Annotated in this window: 12 protein-coding genes; 2 read left to right on the forward strand and 10 right to left on the reverse strand. The window is 40.2% G+C overall.

Annotated elements, in window-relative coordinates; genetic code table 11:
• Positions 1 to 5: 5 nt before the first annotated feature.
• Positions 6 to 1037 carry a Holliday junction branch migration DNA helicase RuvB gene (gene ruvB / locus KSX81_RS11200; protein WP_004298040.1) on the reverse strand — a complete coding sequence of 344 codons (1032 nt, stop codon included), beginning with the start codon at positions 1035 to 1037 and terminating at the stop codon, positions 6 to 8.
• 126 nt (positions 1038 to 1163) lie between these two features.
• On the opposite strand from ruvB, the gene KSX81_RS11205 reads away from it, so the two are divergent.
• The gene (locus KSX81_RS11205; RefSeq protein ID WP_004298038.1) at positions 1164 to 2396 is read left to right on the forward strand and encodes a nucleoside recognition domain-containing protein; all 1233 of its coding nucleotides are present in this window, start codon (positions 1164 to 1166) and stop codon (positions 2394 to 2396) included.
• 16 nt (positions 2397 to 2412) lie between these two features.
• Positions 2413 to 2829 carry an rRNA maturation RNase YbeY gene (gene ybeY, locus KSX81_RS11210; protein ID WP_004298035.1) on the forward strand — a complete coding sequence of 139 codons (417 nt, stop codon included), beginning with the start codon at positions 2413 to 2415 and terminating at the stop codon, positions 2827 to 2829.
• 157 nt (positions 2830 to 2986) lie between these two features.
• Here the strand turns inward: ybeY and KSX81_RS11215 are convergent, their stop codons facing one another.
• The 9 genes from KSX81_RS11215 to KSX81_RS11255 form a co-directional block, all read right to left on the reverse strand.
• Complete coding sequence (locus KSX81_RS11215) at positions 2987 to 3391, reverse strand: lipocalin family protein (protein WP_004298034.1); 405 nt, start codon at positions 3389 to 3391, stop codon at positions 2987 to 2989.
• Between the two features lie 13 nt (positions 3392 to 3404).
• A complete protein-coding gene (locus tag KSX81_RS11220; RefSeq protein ID WP_004298032.1) occupies positions 3405 to 6122 on the reverse strand; it encodes a prolyl oligopeptidase family serine peptidase in 2718 nt (905 codons plus the stop codon).
• Entirely contained in the window at positions 6106 to 8463 is a 2358-nt protein-coding gene (locus KSX81_RS11225) for a S9 family peptidase (RefSeq protein WP_004298031.1), read from the reverse strand. The genes KSX81_RS11220 and KSX81_RS11225 overlap by 17 nt, the downstream gene beginning before the upstream one ends.
• Positions 8464 to 8481: 18 nt before the next feature.
• Entirely contained in the window at positions 8482 to 10806 is a 2325-nt protein-coding gene (locus tag KSX81_RS11230) for a S9 family peptidase (protein WP_004298030.1), read from the reverse strand.
• 82 nt (positions 10807 to 10888) lie between these two features.
• The gene (locus KSX81_RS11235) at positions 10889 to 12562 is read right to left on the reverse strand and encodes a PKD-like family lipoprotein (protein ID WP_004298029.1); all 1674 of its coding nucleotides are present in this window, start codon (positions 12560 to 12562) and stop codon (positions 10889 to 10891) included.
• An 18-nt stretch (positions 12563 to 12580) separates the two neighbouring features.
• Positions 12581 to 13327 (reverse strand): DUF4843 domain-containing protein, encoded by a 747-nt coding sequence (locus KSX81_RS11240; RefSeq protein WP_004298027.1) that lies wholly within the window; start codon positions 13325 to 13327, stop codon positions 12581 to 12583.
• Positions 13328 to 13348: 21 nt separating this feature from the next.
• Positions 13349 to 14872, reverse strand: a complete 1524-nt coding sequence (locus tag KSX81_RS11245; RefSeq protein WP_004302963.1) for a RagB/SusD family nutrient uptake outer membrane protein — start codon at positions 14870 to 14872, stop codon at positions 13349 to 13351.
• 14 nt (positions 14873 to 14886) lie between these two features.
• Complete coding sequence (locus KSX81_RS11250) at positions 14887 to 18243, reverse strand: SusC/RagA family TonB-linked outer membrane protein (protein ID WP_004298023.1); 3357 nt, start codon at positions 18241 to 18243, stop codon at positions 14887 to 14889.
• A gap of 51 nt (positions 18244 to 18294) precedes the next feature.
• Complete coding sequence (locus tag KSX81_RS11255) at positions 18295 to 19509, reverse strand: FecR family protein (protein WP_004298022.1); 1215 nt, start codon at positions 19507 to 19509, stop codon at positions 18295 to 18297.
• Between the last annotated feature and the right edge of the window lie 181 nt (positions 19510 to 19690).

Genomic DNA, 19690 nt, shown 5'->3' on the forward strand with positions numbered 1-19690 from the left:
TTATGTTAGTCATTAAACAGCGTTTTTTGACTGTTATAAAGACTTCTTCCCAAATGTTTATAGGCAAGTTCGGTCACCTCACGTCCACGGGGAGTACGCTTCATAAATCCTTCTTTTATCAGGAAAGGTTCGTAAACTTCCTCAATGGTTCCCGCATCTTCTCCCAAAGCCGTGGCAATGGTAGTGATACCTACCGGACCACCTTTAAATTTGTCTATAATGGTGCAAAGTATCTTGTTGTCTATCTCATCCAGGCCGTACTTATCAATATTCAGTGCTTCCAATGCAAACTGGGCGATCTCCGTATCGATAGAACCGGAGCCTTTCACCTGCGCAAAATCACGTACCCGACGGAGCAAGGCATTGGCAATACGGGGCGTTCCGCGGCTACGGGAAGCGATCTCCGATGCTGCACGTACCGAACAAGGCACATCCAGTATGGACGCAGAACGACGAATGATATTGCTCAAAATATCATCATCATAGTACTCCAAATGAAGATTAATACCGAAACGTGCACGAAGCGGGGCCGTCAGCAGACCGCTACGTGTGGTTGCACCAACCAGCGTGAAAGGATTCAAATCTATCTGGATGCTGCGTGCCGAAGGTCCCTTATCGATCATAATATCGATGCGGTAATCTTCCATCGCCGAATAAAGATATTCCTCCACCACAGGCGACAGCCGATGAATTTCATCAATAAAAAGCACGTCGTTCGGTTCGAGGCTGGTCAATACACCTGCCAGGTCACCCGGTTTATCAAGTACCGGACCGGAAGTTACTTTAAAGCCAACTCCTAATTCGTTAGCGATAATATTCGAAAGAGTTGTTTTTCCTAATCCGGGAGGGCCGTGCAACAGCACATGGTCGAGTGCTTCGCCACGCAGACGTGCCGCCTTCACAAAAATGCGAAGGTTTTCCACCACCTTGTCCTGCCCGCTAAAGTCTTCAAAGCTTAACGGACGGAGTGCATTCTCGAAATCCCGTTCTTTTGAAGTAAGCTGATGTTCGCGTATGTTAAAATCTTCCTGTTCCATTTATTTCTTGAAAGTAGGAGACAAAGATAGAGATTTACATTCATTTTCAGTATAAGAAAGACGAAGATTTAGTTTATTTGAAACGTAATAACTACTTTTGCACTATCTATATACACGTTATCAACTATGGTTCTAAATTACATTTGGATAGGATTTTTCGTCATAGCCTTTATCATCGCTCTTATAAAAGTGATTGTTTTGGGAGATACGGGGATATTTACGGCTATCATGAACTCTACATTCGACTCCTCCAAAACGGCATTCGAGATATCGCTAGGACTTACGGGTGTACTGGCCCTTTGGTTGGGCATCATGAAAATCGGCGAGAACAGCGGATTGATTAATGCGCTGGCCCACTTTCTTAGTCCGGTGCTTTGCCGCCTGTTTCCGGACATTCCTAAAGGGCATCCGGTGTTAGGCTCCATCTTTATGAATATGTCTGCCAACATGCTCGGTTTGGACAATGCCGCCACCCCGCTGGGACTGAAAGCGATGAAAGAACTGCAAGAACTGAATCCGAATAAGGATACGGCTTCCAATCCGATGATTATGTTTTTGGTGATTAATACATCCGGCCTTATCATCATTCCAATCAGTATCATGGTGTATCGTGCACAAATGGGGGCTGCACAGCCTACGGATGTATTTATCCCTATCCTGCTAAGTACTTTCATTTCAACTTTAGTAGGAGTCATAGCAGTCAGTATCGCTCAAAAGATAAACTTAATCAATAAGCCTATTCTCATTTTAATGGGTGTTATCTGTCTTTTCTTTTCGGGATTGATTTATCTGTTTCTAAGCGTTTCACGAGAGGATATGGGTACTTATTCTACATTGATAGCGAATATTCTGCTGTTCAGTGTCATTATCCTGTTTATTCTGACGGGAGTCAGGAAAAAAATCAATGTATACGATTCGTTTGTAGAGGGAGCTAAAGAAGGATTTACGACAGCTGTACGTATCATACCCTATCTGGTTGCTTTCCTTGTAGGAATCGCCGTGTTCCGCACTTCGGGAGCTATGGATTTTCTAGTGGGAGGCATTGGCTACATAGTAGGCTCATGCGGAGTTGATACAAGCTTTGTAGGGGCACTGCCTACTGCATTGATGAAATCGCTTAGCGGTAGCGGTGCCAACGGATTGATGATTGATACGATGAAAGAACTGGGACCGGATTCGTTTGTAGGGCGTATGAGTTGCGTAGTACGCGGAGCTTCAGATACCACATTCTACATTCTGGCCGTTTATTTCGGCAGTGTAGGAATTACCAAAACTCGTAATGCAGTGACTTGCGGTCTGATAGCTGACTTTTCGGGTATCATAGCCGCTATCTTAATCAGTTATTTATTTTTCTTTTAAATCATAACATTCAACTATGGCTGTAACTTATCAAACAGAAGGCGTAAAAATGCCTGATATCAAGAAACGTGAGACTACGGAATGGATAAAGACCGTAGCTGCTTCTTACGGAAAAAGACTCGGTGAAATCGCTTATATCTTCTGCTCGGACGAAAAAATTCTGGAGGTAAACCGTCAGTATCTGCAACATGACTACTACACGGACATTATTACTTTCGATTATTGTGAAGGCGATCGTCTATCAGGTGACTTATTCATCAGCCTGGATACGATACGCACCAATGCGGAACAGTTTGGTGCTTCATACGAAGACGAACTACATCGTGTGATTATCCACGGAATTCTTCATTTGTGCGGCATTAATGATAAAGGTCCCGGAGAACGGGAAGTTATGGAAGCAGCTGAGAATAAGGCATTGGGGATGTTGCGATAAGCGCTCATTGCTTTCAATTCGTACACTGCTTTTCAATTCGCCTTTCATAAAAAAGAAACCCCGGCGTAATCACTACGCCGAGGCACTCCATTAGCTTATGCTAATTAACACTAAATTATTAAGAGAGAGATTTAGTCAATTTATTAATAGTTTGGAGTTACTTCACTTCAGGAGTAACCAGTTCCTTAATTGATTTTGTATTTAGGTACAGGAAAGCCAAACGAGGAGTTCCTTCGTTCACTATCAACTGCAATGAATCCGATGTCAGGTAGCCGATACGCTCACGAGTTTTGTACACCTCAACCTTTCCATCATCTTCCTTGCTGAATCCTTCCACAATCAGATAACCATTATCCACTTTCCACGTTTTCAAATCTAAAGACGGAATATTGATAGCAGAACACTTACCACCTTTCTTGAACTCAAATCCTTTCAACTCACCCGTAGACTTGTATGTATAAGGATTGCACCATTTTCCGATAATCTGTTTTTCTACTTTCTTCTGTCCGTAGCTTAAAGCGAAACAAGACAGAGCCATAGCCGTAATCAATAATTTTTTCATCTTAAATCAATATTTATTTTTTTAGTAAATCGTATTTCTGATCAATTCCACGCTCTCGCAGATGAATACCTTCCTTCATCCAACGTGGTTCTTTTGTTCCTTTCAGGTAATAGTCAAAGAACTGCATCATCCGGATTGTCCAGTCTTTCTGTGCACCTCTTCCCAGTACGAAATGTCCTTCACCTTTGTAATTCAACAACCATGCAGGACGTTGTAAGCGACGCATAGCCAAATAAAGAGCACGTCCTTGTTCATATGCAACAGCCTCATCCTCATCATTATGTAATATCAACAAAGGTGTATGTATCTTATCAGCCTCCAAAATTGCTGAACTTGCCAGATACTTATCTTTTGCCTCCCATAAAGTCTTTCCCATACGACTTTGTGTTTCCTCGTACATAAAATATCGTGGCAGACCGCTTCCATTACGAATTCCCAAATATCCGGTCACCATATCCGTAATTGGAGCCGCTATATTGGCACAAGTGAAAAGATCTGTCTTTGTCACCAAATATGATGTTTGATAGCCAGACCAGCTATGTCCCTGTAAGCCTATTTTCCCGGGATGTGCTATCCCCTGCTCTATCAGATACTTCGTTCCACTCACAACAGCATCATAACAACTCTGACCGGGAGTCCCAACCGTGAAATGCACATCCGGCATAAACACAATATAACCATTGCTGGCAAAATACATAGGATCCCCTAACGCACTACTCAACAAAGGTGCATGATAAATATTCAACTCACCGGAATGAGTTTCATAAAACTGCACCAACGCCGGATATTCTTTTTGAGGATCATAATCTTCCGGAAGATAAAGCAACCCCTTATTTTCCTTATTCTCATAATTAGTCCACTTTATCAGTTTAACTGTACCCCATTTATAATCTGCTTGTTGAGGATTCGCATTCGTCACTTTAACGGGATTGGAGAAATCGGACTTACTCCACCACAAATCCCTAAATTCCGATACATTCTGACGATTCCAAACGCAATACTCATGATTGTCAGAAAAACGATGTATAGTATATACATAATTCCCCTCCATCAATTTTCTCAGACGGCCTTTCATATCAAGCTGATAGACACCCTCATCCATCGTGTCTTTATCCCAAAGGCTAACTATGACTTTTTCGTCTTTCTGAAAAACATCCTTATCTATATTACTCGTCATTTTACGAATAGATTTGCCATGCTTGCGACCATATCCTTTAGTCAGGCACTCCGGCTGACGTTCTCCTGTCAAATCAATCTTCCACCAGTCATATGCATCGTACAGAAACACATTATTCCCGTCAGCCGTCCACCCTGCTATTCCATAAGCGGGAGCAGGAGCCGGTTTATCATAACTTTCCATGAACATTGGATAACCGATAGCATCAGATATATTAACAACCTTACCGGTAGCACCATCAAACTTATTCCAGACTTGAGCAATCGGATCATACATTACTGCCCACTTGCCATTTACCGACCATTTGGGAGCTGTACGATAACTACGTCCGATCAACCGTTTTGCACCTGTATGCACATTCACTGAATATATATCGAACGGCAACCGATCCAACCACTCACGCTGCATCTTATAAGGAGATTCATCTGTGTAAAGCACATAGTTCAAATTCTCTGCTCCCGATGGTAAGAGTAAATCTACGGTAAATGGAGCAACTTCTGTGAGCTTCTTAGAAAAAATATCATAAATATACGTCACCGACTTATCCTGCCTATAACGTCCGCCCCTTTGTAAAGTCGGAACTTCCATTTCGTTCCACGTCCACAACTCTAATTCAAAACTCTTGTCCGGTTTCTTCTCCGATTCTTCCCTTCTACGGGAAATCTGCTGTGAGTCCCGAAGTTCAAGTATCAAAAAATTATGGCTTTTAGACAAGTCAATACGTCCGACAGACATACCATCAGGCAAAACAATTTCTTTCCGGTCAAAAAGCAAGTTACAACCCGGCTTCTTTAATGAAAAAGCATACCACAAAGAATCATTTACGCTAAACTCCCCGATCATCTCTTTTTCATTAAAACTATAAGAAGAGGGTTCACTCTTTACAGAACTCTGATAAAGAGTCTTATATGGACCAGCTAAAGGGCCATAGCATAGCTCGTTCCTGTCTGACTTTTTACGAATGAAAAGAATAGAACGTCCTCCGTCATATAATGTATGATAGCCGATACTGTCAATATGAAAAGCAACTTCTGTCTTCAGATGACGTACCACCAGCCTGTTAAAAGCCGGAACATGATTTACCGTATCTTTCGACACATTAGTTACAGAGATTGAGTAAGGGGTCCCTTCCACAGGACGAAAAGCCTCTTTATGTTTCCATTCGGTCTTTACTCCCGAAGGCAATGACAACAAAAATGTTTTCATTACTCCTGCCGAGTCTGCCAACCGATAAAAAGCTCCCTGGTCGTTATTATAAAACTCCAGACGCTCTATATCGCCATTCAGCAATATTTCCTTCCGCGTACGGGAATCGAATAAATGCAGTTTTTTTTCTTCCTTGCTAGCCGGATTATATTCCATCAACGATATACGGTAAGTCACCCATCTGCCTGTCGGTGAAATATCCGGTGCATCAATACGTTTCCAAGATGTACATGCTTCTATATCCAACGGTTTCTTTTGAGCCTCAACAGACAAGCTTCCCCCCAGCAACAATCCTGCTATAATCCCTATATATACAAATATCCGGTTCATCTTATCTTCTCCTGTCATCTTTAATCATATCCTTATTCAAATCGACATCAGAATCAGCCGAGTTGTCATGCAATAACAAGCGGGCAAAGTGACGCCACATCTTATGCTCGAAGAAATCCTCAGACTCACCGAAGAATCCATGTGTACATTTCGGCAATACAAACATTTCGAAATCCTTATCAGCCTTAATCAATGCATCCACCAGACGCAATGTGTTAGCAGGATTCACAGTTTTATCCATCGCACCGGTAAACAGCAACAAGCCGTGCTTGTAATTCTTTACCAACTCTTGATTCGGACGTACACGGACACTATAATCATACATCGTACTTTCTACTCCCAAACTATCTTTAGTCGTTTTCACCTTCTCATCTACACCGAAATGAATCTCAACAAAGCCTTTATTATAAATACGATTGTCATGATTACCTGCCGATGAAACAGCAGCCGAATAGAAATCAGGATAAGTACAAATGGCAGCCGCCGACATAAACCCTCCACCGGAATGGCCGTAAATACCGACTTTGGTGGCATCAATAAACGGATAACGGGCAGCCAGTTGCTCAATAGCATATTTATCATCCGCCAACGGATAATCACGCATATTGTTGTATCCATAGGTATGATAAGCCTTTCCGCGCATCGGAGTGCCACCTCTGTGCCCCACAGTGATTACAATGAACCCCAGTTGAGCCAAACGAGTATTATAAACATCATTAATCGTGAAACGTGTCGGCACATATTCGAAGAACGATCCCGGATAAACATTCGAAATGATAGGATAAACCTTTGTCGAGTCAAAGTCGGCAGGCTTCCACATCACGCCATACAAATCGGTCACTCCATCGGCAGCTTTTACCTTAAAGCGTTCCGGTGCTTTCCATCCCATCTCATAGACAGGCTGCAAATCGGGCTTTTCCAACGTCATAATCACCTTTCCATTCCGGTTACGAACCACATTCACCGGTTCCTGCGAAACAGTAGAATAAGAATCTACCATATATCGGTAAGACGGAGAGATACTGACATCATGTGACGCATTCTCCGGAGTTAACAGACGAACAGCATTCGGACGATCCAGTTGAGCTTCATAAAGAATGTAATAATAAGGGTCAATGCCTTTCTCACGACCATAACCATAGAAATACATCTTACGCCCGATAGTATCAATCTTGGTAACCGGACCAGCTACCCATATTCCATCGGTCAGTTGGTTCTTTAAGTTTCCCGTTGCTGTGTCATACAGGTAATAGTGTCCCCAACCATTACGTTCGGAACGGAAAAGGATTTCTTTCCCGTCATTCAGGAAAGAAACATTACGCATCTGATAATCGAGATATGGTTTGTTTTCTTCATGAATCACTACGCGCACTTTTCCGGTTTCTACGTCTACCTCGCAAATATCCGACTGGTTCCATGGACGGTTATAACGTTGGAAATACAAACGCTTCCCGTCCTTTGAAATATACAATATGTCAATATACTGATCAGGCCAGCGATTAATATCGATTTTCTTCACTTCACGGGTATCGACATCTCCAATCAACAATTCATATTGGGTGACATGTTTATCGCCTGCCAGTTCGGCTTTATAAGTTTTCAGTGTCGGATATGGAGTAGACAACGAATTGATTAACCATAAATCACGCACTTTCCTGTTATCCTCACGAACAGCATAAAAACGATGGCTACCTGGAATCCAATGAGTAGATTCGGCTCCGAAGCGTCCTTCCAGCTTACCCTCATCTTCACGGTTAAATGTATAATTCGGCTCACCGTCCGTTGTCAGTTGTACAGGAATGGTATCTTGCCCTTTCTTTTGATTCCCAACAAAATACAAATTATCCTTGCTGGCATAAAGAAAATAAAGACTATCTGGAGAATACTTCATCCAATACGGATCACTATTTCCATAAGATGGTTTCTCATTAAGCTGCTTCAGTGCTTTCGTATGAATATTGTACGTATAAAGTCCACGGTCAAAATCAATACGAATCGTTTCGTTATCCTTCATGAAAGTGAAAGACAAATATGGATCTGCCGAAGAATAGGCTTTCTTGGTATATACTGCAATTTTACTCAATAATTCAGCCGTATCAAACAGAAGACGTTTTTCCTTTTTCTTCGGATTTACATAATAATACTTCTTTCCTTCACGTGTAGTAAACGAATAATAAAAACAGTCCGTACCATTAATAAACGTTGGCTTGACTTCTGTTGAATACTTTATTATAGGATTCTGTTCTAACAGACGGAACTTTTCCGCTAACTTATAATTCGCTTTCTGCTGTGCATCGGCAAAGCTACATATCAACAATGCAACCACCAGGCACACATATCTAAAGAGAGAGTTTTTCATAAAATCTTATCTATTGTCTTATTTGTTACGGTTAATATCTCCCCAATAGTCTGCACGAGTATCACCCAGCAAATGCTTGGCAAAGAAACGGTACATCTTCTTCTCAAAATACTTATCAGCAGAACCATATCCATGGCCGGCACCCGGAATCACCAGCATATCAAAATCCTTGCCGGCTTCAATCAATGCCTGCGCCATGCGATAAGTATGAGCAGGGTTCACGTTCTTGTCCATATCACCGGTGACGAGCATTAAATGTCCTTTCAAATTCTTGGCAATCTCCGTATTCGGCTTCACATTGAACTTGTATCCATACTCTTTTGTCTCATTACCCAAACTATCTTTTACTACTTTTTCCACTTCCTTCACACCGTTATAGCATTCTCCCCACCCACGATTATAGATATTGTTATCATGATTTCCGGAACAGGAGACAGCAGCTTTATAAAAGTCCGGATAAGTACAGATGGCTGCAGCAGCCATAAATCCTCCACCGGAATGACCGTAGATACCGACTTTTTTACCATTAATAAATGAATACCTCCGAGCTAACTGCTCAATAGCATATTTGTCATCAGCTAATGGATAATCACGCATATTACCATAACCAAACCGATGGTATGCCTTTCCACGCATAGGAGTATCTCCTCTGTGAGACACAGCAATTACGATAAAACCTAACTGCGCCAAACGGGTACAACATCTGTCTTCTAAGGTAAATGAAGTAGGAACTTGACCAAAGTAAGGCCCCGGATATACCACAGAAATAATCGGATATACCTTAGTAGAATCAAAGTCTGCCGGTTTCCACATTACTCCATGTAAATCGGTTATATTATCAGCAGCCTTCACAACAAAACGTTCCGGTTTTTTCCATCCGGCTTTGTAGGCTAATTCAATATCCGGCTTTGCCAATTCAAGAATCCCTTGTCCCTTGTTATCTTTCAACATGATTTTAGGTTCCATATCCACTCTTGAATAAGTGTCAATATAGTATCTATTAGACTTCAGGAATTTAACCTGATGCTGACCGTCTTCCGTACTTAATGGAGTTACTCCTTCCCTATCAATATGCACTTTATAGAGCATGTAATAAGATGGGTCAATATCTTTTTCCCTGCCATATCCATATAGATATACTGTTCGCCCCAAAGTATCAATAGAAGCTATCTGACCTGCCACCCACTCACCGGAAGTCATCACATTCTTCAACTTTCCATTACCATCATAATGATAGTAATGCCCCCATCCCGTACGCTCCGAACGAAAAAGAATATCTTTACCATCATTCAAAATAGCGACACTACGAGCATGCGGATCACGATACGGTTTGTCAACTTCATGAATTATTTCTTTCACCTCCATTGTAGAGAGGTTGACAGAACACAAATCCACTTCGTCCCATGTACGTTTCGTACGTTCAAAAAAGAGGTATTTACTATCCTTTGTCACACACAAAGGATTTATGTATTGATCCGGCCACTTACTTATGTCTGTTTTTTTTACGGTACGCCCAATCACGTCAACTATAACCAGTTCATTTTGGGTTACATTCTTATCACCAGGGAATTCATAACGATAAGTAGTCAGGGAAGGCCTGTCATCCAACGAATTTATCACCCAAAAATCTCTAAGCAGACGTTCATCTTCGCGTACTAAATAAAGATGCCTTGAATCGGGGCACCAACAGATATCAGACATGACTTCTCCTTCTTCGTCCGTTCCTCCATCATGCGCATAAGAATAATACCGAACTCCATCAGTGGTCAACTGCACTTCCGTCGTATCCATTCCCATCTCCCCATTACCTTTCACATACAGATTGTGTTTCTTCACATACACAAGATATTTTCTGTCTGGCGAATATTTCATCCATGAGTAACGATCAAATAATGACCGACTCTTTTCTTTCTTTTTCTCTACAATCTGGTGTGTCAGGCGATTATATTCATAGTTCCTACCTTTATAAGAAAAAGAAAAAGAAGCCAGGTTTTCAGAAAATTTGATATCACTCAACTCCAGTTTATTCCTGTCCACTACACCCCTAGTAATCTGTGCAATTCCCGATGCCAGTTTCCCTTTATCAAACAATGGTTCTTTTAACCGACGTTCAGGATCTACAAAATAGTAATCCTTCCCGACAGTCGTATGAAATTCAAACCAAAACTTATCTGTTCCATTAATTTCATTCGGCCAGAGATTTAGACTATTAGCAGTAAAATTACCCCCTAAACCGAAAGCCTGAAATTCATTTGCCAATTCATAGTTGGCCTGCTGTTGGGAAAAAGCATGCAGAATGCCTGACCAAGCAAATAAAACTATAAATAATATTCTTTTTCTCATATTCAAATAAACAAAGGAGAATCACATAAAGTATTCAAGACTCAATGCGATTCCCCGCATAATCTATATAGATCAAGTTATTTTAAAGGTCATACTGAACAATCTGGTTAGCATTTCCTATTTTATATAGTACATCCACTATTTTTCCAAAATTATTATCTCCCTCCTTCTCACTTTCCTCATTCGGGTATAATTGTTTTATTTTTACATCATTAACCAATTCTGATTCTTGCTTGTCCTTCTCTTCCACCCCATATATAAAGAAACTTCCGTCTTCCAAGGCAACCCCTAACTGACCGTTGTAAACTCCATATTTTGGATACAAATATATATCATTAGATGAAAGAGCAATCACCTTCTTGTCAAATGTATGAATCAATTTTGGAGCAGATGCCATACCTTTCACATATTGGCAATACCACAATTCATTCCCCATTGCAATAACAACATACTGCTTTTGTTCAAATACAGCCATATCTGTATACTCTTTATTTTTCAATGACGTCAAGTCATTTTCATAATAATCATATATATCCCATTTTTTATTCTTCATTCTGAAATAGCGCAATTGATAAGACATATCGTTACCCTTCATCAAGGCAACCCATGCTTGCATCATGTCGCCATTCACATTAACTGACGCAGTTTTCATTGTTACAATACTTTCATCACGCATATTCTGAAAGTTCTTAGCATCCTCTCCTTCAAATTCAACTATTTCTCCGGTATCCTTCACCGTATTATCATAAAATGTCGGATCATTGGAACTATTCTTCACCCCACCTCCATTTCGAATAATTACCAATGAGTTATCCTCTTCACGGAGAGCCAGAACCGCATCCATATTTCTGTCCTTAAACTTCTGTACAGGATATAAAGCACTGAATCTAGTATAATTCCACAGTGGAATAGACATATAGGCTCCAGCATGAAAATCATTTGCAACCGGCTTCGTGTGCATATAAATATATCCATTTTCATCACGAATAAATTTTGCAGAGTAAGACATGGCAGCTTCTACAGGTTTGAAGCCCCCCACCGGCAAATCCCCATAGAACTCATCCTCTGTATATACTTCACGCTCCAAAGTATTACCGTTCAGCTCCACCCAACGATCTTGCATCACTACCAGTTCATCATATACAGTCTCTACCTGTCCGAAAGTACTAGGATAACCCAAATGTTCAAAAACACCTTTGGGGTTGGTTCCTAAATCTTTGACTAAATACTTTTCGACAGAATGATATGCGATAGAATCACGTACCACTTTCTCACCCCAGATATTCACAGTTTCTGACACACCATACAAGGTCTTAATCTTGATAAATGAAAGTGTTGACTTTCCATCTACGTCAGACAAAACCACCCATCCTCTCTGATAAGGAGAACGAACCAAAATGTCTGTTGAAGCAGAGTACTTAACCCCTGTTTTATTGTCGATGACGGAAAATGTGAGTTCAAACAATCCGATCTTATGAGAATTGAAAGTATACGAAGGTGCTTTTACATTCAACAATTCTCCGTCTAGTCTCCATTCGTAACTCACATCCGGATCTGTTTTATCAATTGTAAACTCAAACGTAGGTGTTATAACTAAGTCTTCATCTATCCCAACACTATAGTTTTTTTCAATATTACTAATAGTGCCTTTCAGTTCATTAATCGGTGTATAATCATAATTGTTTTTATCATCCAGGCAACTGCAAATGCTACTCAATAAAAGTAGTAATAAAATATAAACTGTTATCTTTTTCATACTTCTTCCGTTTTTTAATTATCCGGCAACAGGAATTTCCATTTTACCATACTCATCACTCATGGGTTCATCCGGATGTTGAGTATTATAATCTTTAATTCTATTTTTCAGACGCAGTGCATATTTACGCAATATAAACATATCTTTTCCGTCAAATACCACCCCGTCTTTTTTCAATTCTTCCAAAAACATTAAATATTTCTTTTCCGAATACCTCCCCAAATACCATTCTTCAACAATGTTGTAGGGATTATTCACATCACCGTCGTTTCTAGTCCACCACTCAGGTGCAAACAACAAATTAGATACGGAAATAATAGCACGTGAATAGACACTCGGACCTTGACGAACCTCACCACCGTCATTCACTTGCAACGTCAGCAGTTCAGCTTTCGTATCCAATTTTTCGTAATACTTCAGAACCACCAATATTTCTCCGGTTAGTTCTCCTGCTTTAATTACGCACTTCTCTGGCAATTCATATTGGGTAGCAGGCAAAGTCGTTCGTTCCGGATCTACACTGACCGTAAACTCCAAATCCTTATCCTGTACTTTTCCAGAAATGGTAACTCCTAATAATATCTTAGCATTTTCACCTTCATTGTAAAACTTAAAAGATACACCTGTTGTATCTGTTGTCATATTTTTCTCAAATGCAATATATGACACATCATTTGTATGGGTCAGTAATCCTTGCTCCTCACAAGAAGTAAAGAAGGAGACTCCCAACAATACAATGACTATATAAAAACTTATTCTTTTCATATATCTTCAATCTTTCAAAATTTAAATATTGCTTTCCGAATCAGGCAATGGCATCACCAAATTATCTTCAATCGCCGGATATTCTACGGACTGCTTTTCATCCGACCCTTCCAAGTTCCGTTTCAAACGCTTGTATAAAAAGAAAGTCTGTCCTTCGCCAATAAACTCGCGACGGGCGTCATCAACAATCAGATTAATAAAGTCTTGCTTCGTACCCGATTTGCTAAGGTCAGGAGAACTAATACCTCTCCCTTGTTTCACAGTTTTAAGATATGTCTTGGCCAATTCCTTATCTGTATCATAAATAGCCTCTGCAGCTATATAATATACTTCAGACATACGAATCATAGGCACCATTGTACTATTCACTTTACCAAAACCAGAACCTTCATCTTGTTTTTTATACTTCAATGAACGATAAAAAGAAGAAGTATTCGGTCCTAACTGATACTTAAGACGCCAGTCTTTATCGCTTTCGGTACCGAAGAATTTCGTTATCACAGCATCACTCAAAGCCAGATACTTTTCATCATCCGGTTTGGTAGCATTATCACTTGCATGATTAATCTCCAAATCCCAATCAGTCTGATCTGTAGAATATAATGCAAATATAATGTCTTCATACATCTTTATATTCCCATTCTCTATATTCATAGGTCCACTATAACTACTTGTTACTGCCTTATAATAACCTTTATCAGCATTAATATCTATTAGTAACTTCGCTGTTTCATAGGCCTTTTCCGATTGTCCTGCATATAAGTAAACACGAGCCAACTCCGCAGTTACGGCATGATAATTAAGATGGAATCCTCTGTACCACACAAAACGTTCTTCTCCGGAAGGAGACTTAGTAAAACGATTACCCGAAGTAAACTCTGATGACTTATCCACATCCTTCAAAATCTTTTGCGCTTCTACTAAATCAGCGATGATGCGTTCCAAACAGTAACCGACTGTTTGTCGATCGGATAAATAAGATGGATATTTGTCCACATAAGGAATAAAAAGCCTATCTCCCGGATTCATAGCCAAAGACGGCGCATATATACGTAACAAATCAAAATGCATATACGCCCGTAAGGCAATAGCTTCTCCTAAAATCATATTTTTCTCCTGCGTACGTTTGTAGAACAGCATTGTATCTTCCTCTGCCACCTGCTGTGCAAGGTTATTACAATTGGCTATGATATTCCACGCTGCGCTCCACATAGCATCTGTTGTAGGAGTAAGTTCAGAGTTCTTATACAAAAACTTCGATAATTTCTTCATAGCTTTACCACCACCGCTGTCGGGGGCTTTGTCCAAGTCATATACCTGTCCCCAGCCATCTATCAACCCCCAGCTCAGATTACTACCGTACAAATCGAAAGTCGCCAACTTCCGGTATATACCGTTCAGAGCTGTACGATAACCATTTCCTGTCTCAAACAAATATTCTTCCTTTATCTCATCCGCAGGTCTCACGTCCAGCCAGTCACTACAAGAACTGAACGAGATAGCTGCTAGACATGACACAAATATTATTGTATATATCTTTTTCATTTTTTCTTCTTTTTTTAGAACTGTGCTTTTAATGAGAATTCCACTTTCCAAGATCTCGGATAGCTCAATCCGCGTTCCTGTTTAATAGAGGACCAGTTTATCAAGTCACTCGTAGAAGCTTCCAGACGAAGCAGATTCATGCGGAGATGTTTTTTTATCCAGTCACGGTTAAAATCATAGCTGACATTCAATGAATTCAATCGAACCAATGCTTTATCCTGCACGAAACGTGATGTTGGCAAAGTAGTCATCCCCCGGTCTTTAATATCTTTAAACTGAGCTATGTCACCCGGTTTTTTCCATCTGTCCGTCAATACGCGTAAATCGACATTCTTGTTCACTAAGTCCGCATTTTCCACATTGTTGACCAATGTTTGATTGTATTCCTGTCCACCCCACTCATAAAGAAATGAAGCAAACAGAGTCCAATTCTTATACGACAGGTTCAACCCGAAAGCACCACTACATTTAGGTTCTGTATTTCCAACTACAACCTCCTGCGCAGCATTCCACTTATCAGCTATAGAGCCATCACGGTTCAAAAAGATCTCTTTACCCGTAGTAGGATCAATGCCCAATGAACGTACAGCCCAAATTGAAGTCAGAGAAGCTCCTTCCTCATACTGTGGCAGTGGTACCGAATATTCCGCACCATGAGACAGCCCTAATGTTTCTTGATAAAGTGCTTCATTTTTATAATAAGCGGCCACTCTCTCATTATATGCTTTCTGAGAGTCGGAAATCTTCAGAATCTCATTCTTATTGTGCGCCATATTTCCCCATAACGCCACATTCCAGTTTCTGTCACGATAAATATCCGCACGAAGTTTTAATTCTACGCCTTTGTTGGCAACTTGTCCCATATTATCTTTGTAAGTAGAGAAACCGGAAGTTTGGGAAAGAGTGACATCATTCACCAAGTCAATTGTCTTATTATAGTAATACTCGAAATCAACAGTCAGGCGATCATGGAACGTTTTTGTTTCGATACCAACACTCAGCTTATCCGTCTTTTCCCAAGTCAAATCTTTATTACCTAAAGCTTTCAATACAGCCCCATAACCTGTTATATACCATTCATCAAATAAAGTTTCATACATCGTCGTTGCAGCATAAGCCGGGAAATTAACTTTACCGGTACGCCCATAAGAAGCACGTAATTTTAACTTATTGATATATCCGTTACTTTTGAAGAAATCATAGTTATGAATATTAACACCCAAACCTCCAGAGAAGAAAGGAGCCCACTTCTGATTCGCCCCAAACTCTGACGAACCGTCGAAACGTACAGAAGCGTCTACCAAATAAATATCATTCCACGTATAATTGGCAGAAGCTAATACGCTAACCCTTCGTGTGGTATTCTCAGTACGAGTAGGTTTCTTATATACTTCCGCCGCATAATTCAGAGAGTGAAACTCACCCGACGGAAATCCACGATAATGAGCATTGGTACTCTCAGTGGTACCTGAAGCTGCTTCCCAACCTGCTGAAACATTCAAATTGTGCTGCTTGTTAAAGCTACGTGTATAGTATAAAAAAGCATTGGAATTCCAATCCAAACTTTCTCCATTCGTCGTATACAAATCACCGGCAAGATTATTATCTTTTGAACCTGTAACACTAGTCTTACTTGAAAGCGGATCAATAAACTTTTCTGATTTGGAATATTTCTTCGTTACACTGAACTGCCCTTTAACCGTCCAGTAATCATTCAGGTACCAGTTAAAGCTCAAATTATCAATAACCTCATCATAAGAGTTCCAATTATAATTACCCAAAGTTGCTTCATATAGCGGATTATTATTGTCACGTCCGCTAATTTTCGAATATGTGAGTTTCTCCCGGAGTGTTCCATCATCTTTATAAGGAGAGTCATAAGGCTGTAGTCCGCTAAAATCACTAAACGAACCATACGGAGATTCTTTCGATTTCGTATGCCCGAAAGATACATAGTTTCTTACTTGCAAATTCTTGATGCGATAATCCAAAGAGAAGCCTGCACTATAGCGATTACGTTCTGTACCCTTCATCACACCATCTGCTATATTAAATGAACCGTCCACACCATAACGCAAATTAGGTGTTCCTCCCTCTAAGTAAATACTGTGCTTATGATTGAAAGAATTTTGAAGTGGAATAGACATCCAATCCGTATCTACTCCTTTTTGAATTAAAGCGTATTTCTTATAATAGTTGTTCATCCCTACCGCAGTCGATGGAATGTTAGCTTGTCCTTTATCAAATAATCCTGCGAGACGCTCTATTTCCAGCTTCTCCGATGCATTTGCCAAATTATAATCCCGTAAATCGGGCATTTCCAACGTTCCTGTAAAGTTATAAGAGACACGAACCTCTCCTGCTTTCGGAGCAACAGTAGTAATTACCACCACTCCATTAGCAGCACGTGAACCATACATAGCAGTAGCAGCAGCATCTTTCAAAACCGTCAAACTCTCAATACGGGTAGGATCCAAGTCATATACCTTCTCAATGCTTACTTCAAAACCGTCCATGATAAAAGTTGGTAAATTAGGATTATTCTCCAAATTTGATTTTGAAAGCTGATCTTTATCCAGTTCTTTAACGCCAAAACCGGAACGTCCACGAATATACATTTCTGGTAAAGCATTCGGGTCAGAACCAAATTGTACGTTATCTACCAAACGGAAAGAGGGATCGAATGACTGGATCGCCCCAATTATATTTGTCTGTGACACCTTACGCAAGTCATCACCCGAAATCTGAGTCGAACTACCCGTAAAACTGGATTTACGTACATTGCTATATCCGGTCACAACCACATCTTCCAATGTTTTGACATCATCCACCAATGTAATTTCAACCGTTTTCCGACGAGTAGCATCCACTTGGACAGTTTGCTTCTTCATACCTATAAAAGAAACTTCCAACACCACCTTATCACTTTTTACGTCCAAAGTAAATTCACCTTCAATATTGGTAGAAGTACCTGTACGAGTACCTTTAACAATAATACTAGCTCCGGGAATCGGCTCTCCATGTGAGTCTGTCACCATACCACGGACACGGTTTTCACGCTTTTGTTTTCGAATGACAACAATACCGTCTTTCATCACATAGTCAAACCCTTGAGGATTCAACACTAATTTAAGAGTTGTATCCCATCTCTCGTTCTTCACATCAAGTGATACCGAAGGAACACCCTTGAACATTTGTGAATTATATAACATATTCACACCTGTCTGTTTTTTCACTGCATCCAGGACAGTCTCTATAGAGACATTGTGCAGTTTCAAAGTCACCGTCTTGTCTTGTGACGGTAATGCCCATGCACTAAACGTACAGCACATTGCCACTAGAAAACATAGCAGCCATCGTTTTTCTCTCATAAATTAATAATTAAACTTTTGTGTACCTAATATTCTAACTATTCTAATATTCTATCTTTTCCATTCCTGTTCTTCCACTTTGTCATATATCAATATATTCCTGCCACTGATTTTATAAGTAAGGTCTCCTGTCAGTTCCAGTGCATCCAGGAATGAATTTATTGTTCCGTAGCGTTTCAAGTTACCACTATAGGTAATGTCGCGCAGGTTAGGGGTTTCGTAATAAACCTGTATGTCGTACCAGCGTTCGAATGTCTTCATTATATCGCCCAAGGGACGGTCATTAAAGATGTACATACCATCTACCCAACCAACATATTCTTCCAAATCCACCTTGCGTTTCGTTGAACTATTGGCAAATACAACAGCTTGTTCACCCGGTGAGAGAGTAACCGTTTCCGCATTTAATGTAGAGAATTTCACTTTTCCATGTACTAGGGTTGTATAACAAACAGGGGTATCGGCATAAGCATTCACGTTGAATTCAGTACCAAGTACAGTTATTTCCCCGAGATGAGTTTGTACCACAAATGGATGATTCTCATCTCCTGCTACATCAAAATAAGCTTCACCCTCCAAACGCACAATTCGACGTTTACCGGCAAAACGTACCGGATAGGTCAATTTAGAACCGGCATTCAAATGTACTGTCGTTCCATCTGCAAGGATTACAGTATTTTCACCTCCACGCGGTATTACCAGTTCATTTGATTTGCCAGATTGTTCTTCAATGTTTTTCTCCTCATGTTGTGTCGTGACGGTAGGCTGATAAGACAGCACTCCTTTCTTATATTTTACTTGAACGCCATCTACTACTACGCTTACTTCTTTTCTATGCACATCAATCACGCTGCCATCGGACAAAGTCAATTGTGCCTGCTGCGTTCCCGGCTGAATCAAAGTTTTCCCTTCTTTTTCCGATGAGATATAATTCGACATATAGAAAGAAAGAGCAACGGCTAAAGTAACGACAGCCGCAGCAGCGTACCACCCCACCCGACGAGAACGACTCTTCCGGCCTTTCGATTCCATCTGCCCGATACTCTGAAGAAAAGACTGATAAGCTTTCTTTGACGAATATTTTTGATATTCTCCAAAGGCGACTTTCAAAGTCTCCCCGCTCTGTAACTGCTCGTATACATTTCGTAAGTCCGGACATTCTGCCAACCGTTTCTCAAGATCTTTTTGTTCCACTTCATCAGCCTCCCCCAAAAGAACCTTTCTCATTAAAGCAGCGTCTTGATATACATTTTCGAACTTCTTCATCTTATTGCGTTTTTTTAATTAAACAATTGTTTAATTCATCTTTATTATAGATATACACAACTCATAAAAACGGGTGACAAAAAGATGACATTTTTTTGAGATAAAAGAATAATGAATCAGAATTTAGAGGTAGAAATATATCATAATGTCATTATATAGAAGAAAAAGATTTGATTTTAAC

Origin of the sequence: Bacteroides sp. MSK.18.37, assembly GCF_019129155.2 — a bacterium.
Lineage (GTDB): Bacteria > Bacteroidota > Bacteroidia > Bacteroidales > Bacteroidaceae > Bacteroides > Bacteroides ovatus.

Excerpts from the sequence above, each read along its gene's own strand:
- KSX81_RS11215 (WP_004298034.1), bottom strand. The coding sequence starts at position 3,391 with ATGAAAAAATTATTGATTACGGCTATGGCTCTGTCTTGTTTCGCTTTA.
- KSX81_RS11230 (WP_004298030.1), bottom strand. The coding sequence starts at position 10,806 with ATGAGAAAAAGAATATTATTTATAGTTTTATTTGCTTGGTCAGGCATT.
- KSX81_RS11235 (WP_004298029.1), bottom strand. The coding sequence starts at position 12,562 with ATGAAAAAGATAACAGTTTATATTTTATTACTACTTTTATTGAGTAGC.
- KSX81_RS11250 (WP_004298023.1), bottom strand. The coding sequence starts at position 18,243 with ATGAGAGAAAAACGATGGCTGCTATGTTTTCTAGTGGCAATGTGCTGT.
- KSX81_RS11225 (WP_004298031.1), bottom strand. The coding sequence starts at position 8,463 with ATGAAAAACTCTCTCTTTAGATATGTGTGCCTGGTGGTTGCATTGTTG.
- KSX81_RS11245 (WP_004302963.1), bottom strand. The coding sequence starts at position 14,872 with ATGAAAAAGATATATACAATAATATTTGTGTCATGTCTAGCAGCTATC.
- KSX81_RS11205 (WP_004298038.1), top strand. The coding sequence starts at position 1,164 with ATGGTTCTAAATTACATTTGGATAGGATTTTTCGTCATAGCCTTTATC.
- ybeY (WP_004298035.1), top strand. The coding sequence starts at position 2,413 with ATGGCTGTAACTTATCAAACAGAAGGCGTAAAAATGCCTGATATCAAG.
- KSX81_RS11220 (WP_004298032.1), bottom strand. The coding sequence starts at position 6,122 with ATGACAGGAGAAGATAAGATGAACCGGATATTTGTATATATAGGGATT.
- ruvB (WP_004298040.1), bottom strand. The coding sequence starts at position 1,037 with ATGGAACAGGAAGATTTTAACATACGCGAACATCAGCTTACTTCAAAA.
- KSX81_RS11255 (WP_004298022.1), bottom strand. The coding sequence starts at position 19,509 with ATGAAGAAGTTCGAAAATGTATATCAAGACGCTGCTTTAATGAGAAAG.
- KSX81_RS11240 (WP_004298027.1), bottom strand. The coding sequence starts at position 13,327 with ATGAAAAGAATAAGTTTTTATATAGTCATTGTATTGTTGGGAGTCTCC.